The 5,932-nt window shown below is 38.7% G+C and carries 6 protein-coding genes and 1 pseudogene; 5 read left to right on the forward strand and 2 right to left on the reverse strand.

All coding sequences use genetic code 11. The annotated features are described in order from the left end of the window. From VB654_RS17215 to VB654_RS17230, 4 genes are all read left to right on the forward strand, one after another. Positions 1 to 213 (forward strand): hypothetical protein (locus VB654_RS17215; protein ID WP_323215036.1); only part of this gene is annotated, 213 nt, incomplete at its 5' end. A gap of 305 nt (positions 214 to 518) precedes the next feature. After that, positions 519 to 998: a hypothetical protein gene (locus VB654_RS17220; protein WP_323215037.1), complete on the forward strand. Its 480-nt coding sequence runs from the start codon at positions 519 to 521 to the stop codon at positions 996 to 998. Between the two features lie 133 nt (positions 999 to 1,131). Further along, positions 1,132 to 1,752: a ParA family partition ATPase gene (gene parA, locus VB654_RS17225; RefSeq protein ID WP_323215038.1), complete on the forward strand. Its 621-nt coding sequence runs from the start codon at positions 1,132 to 1,134 to the stop codon at positions 1,750 to 1,752. Positions 1,753 to 1,788: 36 nt separating this feature from the next. Then, positions 1,789 to 2,070, forward strand: coding sequence for a ribbon-helix-helix domain-containing protein (locus VB654_RS17230; RefSeq protein WP_323215039.1), 282 nt, complete (start codon positions 1,789 to 1,791; stop codon positions 2,068 to 2,070). Between the two features lie 291 nt (positions 2,071 to 2,361). Here VB654_RS17230 and VB654_RS17235 read toward each other — a convergent pair whose 3' ends face one another. Further along, complete coding sequence (locus VB654_RS17235; RefSeq protein WP_323215040.1) at positions 2,362 to 2,586, reverse strand: hypothetical protein; 225 nt, start codon at positions 2,584 to 2,586, stop codon at positions 2,362 to 2,364. 5 nt (positions 2,587 to 2,591) lie between these two features. Beyond that, positions 2,592 to 2,747 (reverse strand): annotated as a pseudogene (locus VB654_RS25265) (hypothetical protein); the annotation flags it as partial. Between the two features lie 142 nt (positions 2,748 to 2,889). Here VB654_RS25265 and VB654_RS17240 point away from each other — a divergent pair. Further along, the coding region (locus VB654_RS17240; protein WP_323215041.1) for a hypothetical protein at positions 2,890 to 5,932 on the forward strand (3,043 nt) is incomplete at its 3' end.

Here is a 5,932-nt window from a genome sequence, read left to right on the forward strand (position 1 = left end):
CCTGCTGAATATTTTCTACTTTGGGAAATTTGGGGGAAGATTGAAAAACCGTTGGGAATTAGTGGGAGAACATGGGGAGACTTTGGTTATTGTTGGGAATTAGTGGGACAATTAGGGACAATTAGTTTCCTCTACCAGTTTTCACTTGCAAAGGGGTTAATTTTAGCTAAAACAAGAGATGATTTTTGTCTGAAACTCTTGAAAACTCGTTGATGGCGTTTTTATTAGTATAATTTAGCAACAAGCACATACAAAATTGTTTGGCTGTTCGTCTACTCATCCGCCACAACATTTTAACGAAGCGAACTCTCTATCTCTTACCCAATTTGTGGTGGACAACCTTCAGCCTGATAAAATCAGGAGCGACAAATTTGAATTTTTGATGAGCCAGGGGCAAGCCAAGCAAGTAAAAACTGAGGTCACAATCAAATGGGTGCGTTGTCGCACACTAACTAACATATTTGCAACATTGGTTAGTATTCTAGTATGACACTCATGGTAGTAACAGGGGATGAAGTATGGGAGAAGCTAAACGCAGAAAACAGCTTTTGGGTGATGTCTACGGTTCGCCAGTTAATTTAGAAAAATGCCCCATACCTTCAGAAATTAGCTTTGGATCTGTGAGTGATGAAGCATTGGCAAGCACGAAAGCCAAATTGCATAGGATGCCTGATGATTTTAAATCCACCTTTTCCATCGCCTTGACAAAAGCTAAAACTATAGAAGAGCCAGGAATTGTTTTCTCTGAAGATTTAAAGTTTTCCGGTGGGGTTGGTGTCGAAATTACATTCCGCTCCGACATTGAAGCTTTTGTCAAATCCCGGTGTAATATTCCAGTTAAAGGCTTACGCCTGATAGAAAAGCTCAAAAGTGTAGACTACAATACTCATCGAGTAATAGCTTTCCTTGCTGGCTCTGATACTCCCATGCTCCCGATTAATGTTTATTCTGTTCACCAAATCGACACTCTGCTTAAGTACCTCAATGAAGACAGATAAACACAACTCTAGTTGCAAGAAATAGGAAAACCGCCAGTAGCAGATGAAGAATCGTTAGAACGGTAATGTCACAAAGAAAAAACGGTCATAAATGTGTAGCACTGTAGGATTGTACAAATGTAGAGGTGTATACATGAAGATAATTTCTGTCGTTAGTCAAAAGGGTGGAGTCGGAAAATCGACTCTCTCAATTCATTTAGCCACCGCAGCTGCAATCAAAAAGAAGGAAGCTGCTCTCATCGACTTAGACCCACAGGCCAGCGCATCGAAGTGGTCTGACTCCAGAGAGAAGGAATATCCAGTTGTCATCAGTTCACAAGCGTCACGGTTGGAGAAAGTTTTGGCAGCAGCCCAGGAGGGAGGTGCAGATTTAATTGTGATTGATTCAGCCCCTCACAGTGAATCAGCAGCCCTGGCCGCAATTCGTGTCTCCGATCTCATTCTCATCCCATGCCAGCCGTCGATTTTAGATTTACGCGCCATCTCCGACACCATTGATTTAGTAAAGCTGGCCAAAAAATCTGCTATCGCACTTTTGAATGCTGTTCCTACACGCGGGACATTGGGGGATGAAGCCGTGGAAGCAATTAAACAATATGAAATTCCTGTCGCACCTGTCAGGGTTTCTGAGAGAACTGCCTTTGTTCGCTGTCTATCTGCTGGGTTAACTGTGATGGAATATGAGCCAAAAGGCAAGGCCACAGAGGAAGTTTGGCAACTCTACAAGTGGATATGTAAACAAGTTAAACTGTAATTATGTATTAGTGTAGAAGTGTATACATAAAAACTGATGGTTAAAAAAACGAATTTGGCTGATTCTTTAAAAAAGGCATCTGAACCGCAAAAGGTGATCACCAATAAAACCAGTCAGCGTGATCAGCCAAACAACGATGCCAAATCTGAAGTCCCACCGAGTCGGGTGGGGAAGAAAGCGATCGCCGGTCATTTCGACCCAGCAGTATCGAAACAATTACGGCAATTGGCATTAGAGCATGACACCACAGTACAGGGATTATTGGAGGAGGCATTAAACGATTTATTCTCAAAATATGGGAAATCGCCCATTGCCTGATCTTAAAAAGACATAGCCAGTAGTTCCACCTTTTGGCACAAATGTAGAATGCAGACCCAGTTGTTTTTAATAGCGTTTTCAACAGCAATTTCTTACCGCCACCGATCGCTCCCCTAAGCATTGTTTCCCTAGTAATAGGTTCCTCAACCTGGTCTCTTAGAAGTGTTTGTGCGTAACCCAATTTACTATTTTCAAATATCTGTTGACTGTACCAGTGTCAGTCCCAAGAGCAAATTTCATCAATAACTCGCGCTTCATCTCAGCCGTCCGCTGACGACCTGGTATCCTCGGCTATAGTGCTAGCATGGCTTGCCATTCTTCATAGACTTTCCTCGCTTTGATGTAATCAGACCAGTCCAACTTACAGTCAGATTCAAAGTTAAGCGAAACGACTACTGCATTCCGGTCATCATTTGTGGCGTGTTCGGTGATCTGCCAAACTGGAATGTACTCTGCCCGTCGCTTTTGTTCCGAGTCGAACTGTCGAACTCGTCGCTGTTCCGAATGTAATAGCAAGCTGCAACGCGACGATTTCCGTCTAAAAGAGTGCTGTCCATGTCCAATATCGGTGGCTTCCGAACTCCATTAACAGCTATACTTCTTGCTAGTTCAACAATCTCGAATTGATCTTCCTTTTCGTCATCAGCAATACCTGGTAGTTCTATCTTGCTGAACATGATGTTCAAGAGTTCTTCTGGGTTCGGGTCACGACCGTTCTTTTGACGGAATTGCCCTAAGTGAATATCTAGTCGGAACACAAGCTAAAGTAGTATAAATTTGTCGTAATTTTCCGTACTCCATTTCTCTAATAGTAAAAGCATGATTGATTGGTCAAAGTTACAACCTTATAAAAGTGACAAGTATGGGAGCTTTGAAGAATTATGCTTTCAAATCGCCAAAGGTTTGCATGGATATGAAGGGTGTTTCACATCGGTAGACGATAGCGGTGGTGGAGATGGAGTAGAGTTTTACATGACTTTGCCTAATAGTGACGTATGGGGATGGCAGGCAAAGTTCTATTATCCTGACCTTCGCCTCAGTGTCAGTAACCGTAAATCGTCAATACAAGGCTCATTGGCAAAAGCTTGCAAGGTGCATCCAACTTTAAAGAAATGGTTCTTATGCACTCCAGCTAACTTCACACCTGATGAGCAAGCTTGGTTTGATAAAACACTTCCGAAATCAGTGCCAAAAAATATGGAAGTGGAGATTATTCATTGGGGTGATAGTGATTTTAATAACTGGCTGAGTGAACCACGTTTTAATGGTAAGAAAAACTATTTTTTTAGCGATTTAGAGCTAAATATTGACTGGTTTCGCAATCAGATTGCCAAACAGATAGCAGGAATTAGCAATAAATTCAATCCAGTATTACATATAGAAACAAATCTTGACGATTATATTCATGAAGTTTTATGTGATAAGGTTTTTACCTTAAAAATTTGCAAAATAATAGATAATATTCAAGATAGAATTAACGAATATAAGAACTCCATTAGGGAAATTGAAATCAGCAATTGTCATAAGATTATTGAAGATAATACTTGGAATACTATCAAATCAGAAATTATCGACTTTAATAACTCTGTAGATAGTTTATTAACTCATGCTTATTCTCAGATAAATCTTGCTAGAGATTTTTTAAGTGAAAATCAACATAACGAAATACGCAGTTTAAGCTTAGATTTGAACACAATAAAAATTGACTTAGAAAGCAATCAAGCAATATGTGGAGAATTAGAACGAAAGCTTTATAATAAAAAACTTCCCTATATTGGGAAAGAGAAAGAAGAAAACAGAAAATTTCACGAGGTTCAGCGAGTGAAAAACATAGCATTTCAGCCTTTAAGATTATTATATAGCTTAATTGCTGAGATTTTAGAAATATTTGCTCGAATTAATTCTATCAACCAAACAGAATTACATATAGTGGGTGATGCGGGTTTTGGTAAAACTCACATTGTTAGCAACATATGTCATGAGCGTTTAAATTCTAGTCTACCTGCTTTATTAGTTTTAGGAAGTCGTTTCACAAGTGACCGTTCTTTAGAAGAACAACTTCGAGGAATTCTCGATATTCCTCCTATCTATAGCTGGAATGATTTTATTCAAGCTATAGATGCTGCTGCTGAGGCATATCGCACGCGCATTCCATTAGCAATTGATGGTTTGAATGAAGCAACTTGTAATGGTAAATTTTCGAGTGTTTGGCAAGGATTACCTGGTTTAATTCAAGAGATTGGGCAATTAAAAAATGTTGTTTTAATTACAACCTGTCGAAGTACTTATCAAGATGCTATTTGGAGTGATAAAAAACCATCAAACATAAAATATGCTAATGGTTTTAATATTGAAGAGGTTGAAAAAGCTGTTGAAAAATATTTAAAATATTATAAAATAAAAGGTGATTTAACAGCCACTCTTTTTGAACAATTTCAGCATCCTATTTATCTTCAGATATTTTGTAAAAGTAAAAACGTTGAACGTTTAGAAGAAAAGTATATATATGTTGGTGAACAAACGCTTTTCGAGGTTTTTGATGATTACTTACACCTGTGTAATTGCGTTATCAGTGAACAGCTAGGTCTCCGTCGCGGAATACCTGTAGTTACACAAGCTTTGCTCAAAATAGCCAAACACCTTTGGCAACCAATGAAGCGTAGTATCTCCTTGACTGACCTAGCTGAAATTGTTGATGGTCAACCTCTAGACACTTTAAAGTGGGAGAAATCTAAGACAAATGCAATCCTAGATGAAGGTCTTTTAGTGTGCCGTGATTGGGGAACTAATGGAGAGGTTGTTTTCTTTACCTATGACTTGTTTGGAGGTTATTTAATTGCAAAATATCTGATTCAACAGGCTGAGAATAATATTCAATCAAGAGTGCAATCCATAGAAATAATAGCTGCACTATTCAGTGATAATTTGAGACTATTACACCCTTTACATAATGATATTGGTCGCTGTTTAGCGGCGCTAATTCCAGTACAAATAGGTTTATATCTACATAATCTAATCGAGAACTCAACAGCTTCTGATTTATCTGTAAAAGCGCTATTTGAAATTCCAGCAGAAAATATTAGTGAAGACTGCGTTAATTTCATACAAAGTTTATTTCAAAAACCTGAGAATAGGGAAAAACTTCTAAATTTATCAGCCTCCACAATAGCATCTCCACAACACCCATTAAATGCTACATTTTGGTCTCGACAACTCCAGCTTTTAACAATGCCAGAGAGAGATATTAGCTGGACAGAATATATACGAGAAAATATTAAACGTCTTGAAAAGAGCATAACCCAACTTGAAAGTCTATGCAAAAGTAATGAAAATTTATCCACAATTATGGAGGACAGAATTTACCTTTTAGCAGTCTACATAATGTGGGCATTGACTTCAACAGTAAGACCTTTACGAGATAAAGTCACACGGGCATTGTACTGGTATGGACGAAGAAAACCAGAAAAGTTTTTGGAGCTTTTGCTTCAATCACTAAAGGTCAATGACCCTTATGTTTCTGAAAGAATGTTAGCTGCTGCTTACGGTATTGCTATGGCACGCCAATATGATTTTAAAGATGCCAGCTTTACTCAAAATTTTCTTCCATTATACGGACGGGAATTATATGAGGCAATGTTTAAACCTAATGCACCTCACTCAACAACACACATCCTTGCACGTGACTATGCTAAACGCACAATTGATATTGCCTTACTTCATCATCCAAATCTACTAACTACAGAAGAAAAACAAAGAATTACGCCGCCATTTCAAGATGGTGGTATTCGAGAGTGGGGCCAAAGTGAAGACAGCGATGCAAAGAGATATCTAGGAGGCAATGCTCCAATACATATGGATTTTG

The organism is Nodularia sp. UHCC 0506, assembly GCF_034931045.1.
Classification (GTDB): Bacteria; Cyanobacteriota; Cyanobacteriia; order Cyanobacteriales; family Nostocaceae; genus Nodularia.

Coding starts and splice junctions, on each gene's coding strand:
- VB654_RS17220 (WP_323215037.1), top strand. CDS start 519: ATGGGAGAAGCTAAACGCAGAAAACAGCTTTTGGGTGATGTCTACGGT.
- parA (WP_323215038.1), top strand. CDS start 1,132: ATGAAGATAATTTCTGTCGTTAGTCAAAAGGGTGGAGTCGGAAAATCG.
- VB654_RS17230 (WP_323215039.1), top strand. CDS start 1,789: ATGGTTAAAAAAACGAATTTGGCTGATTCTTTAAAAAAGGCATCTGAA.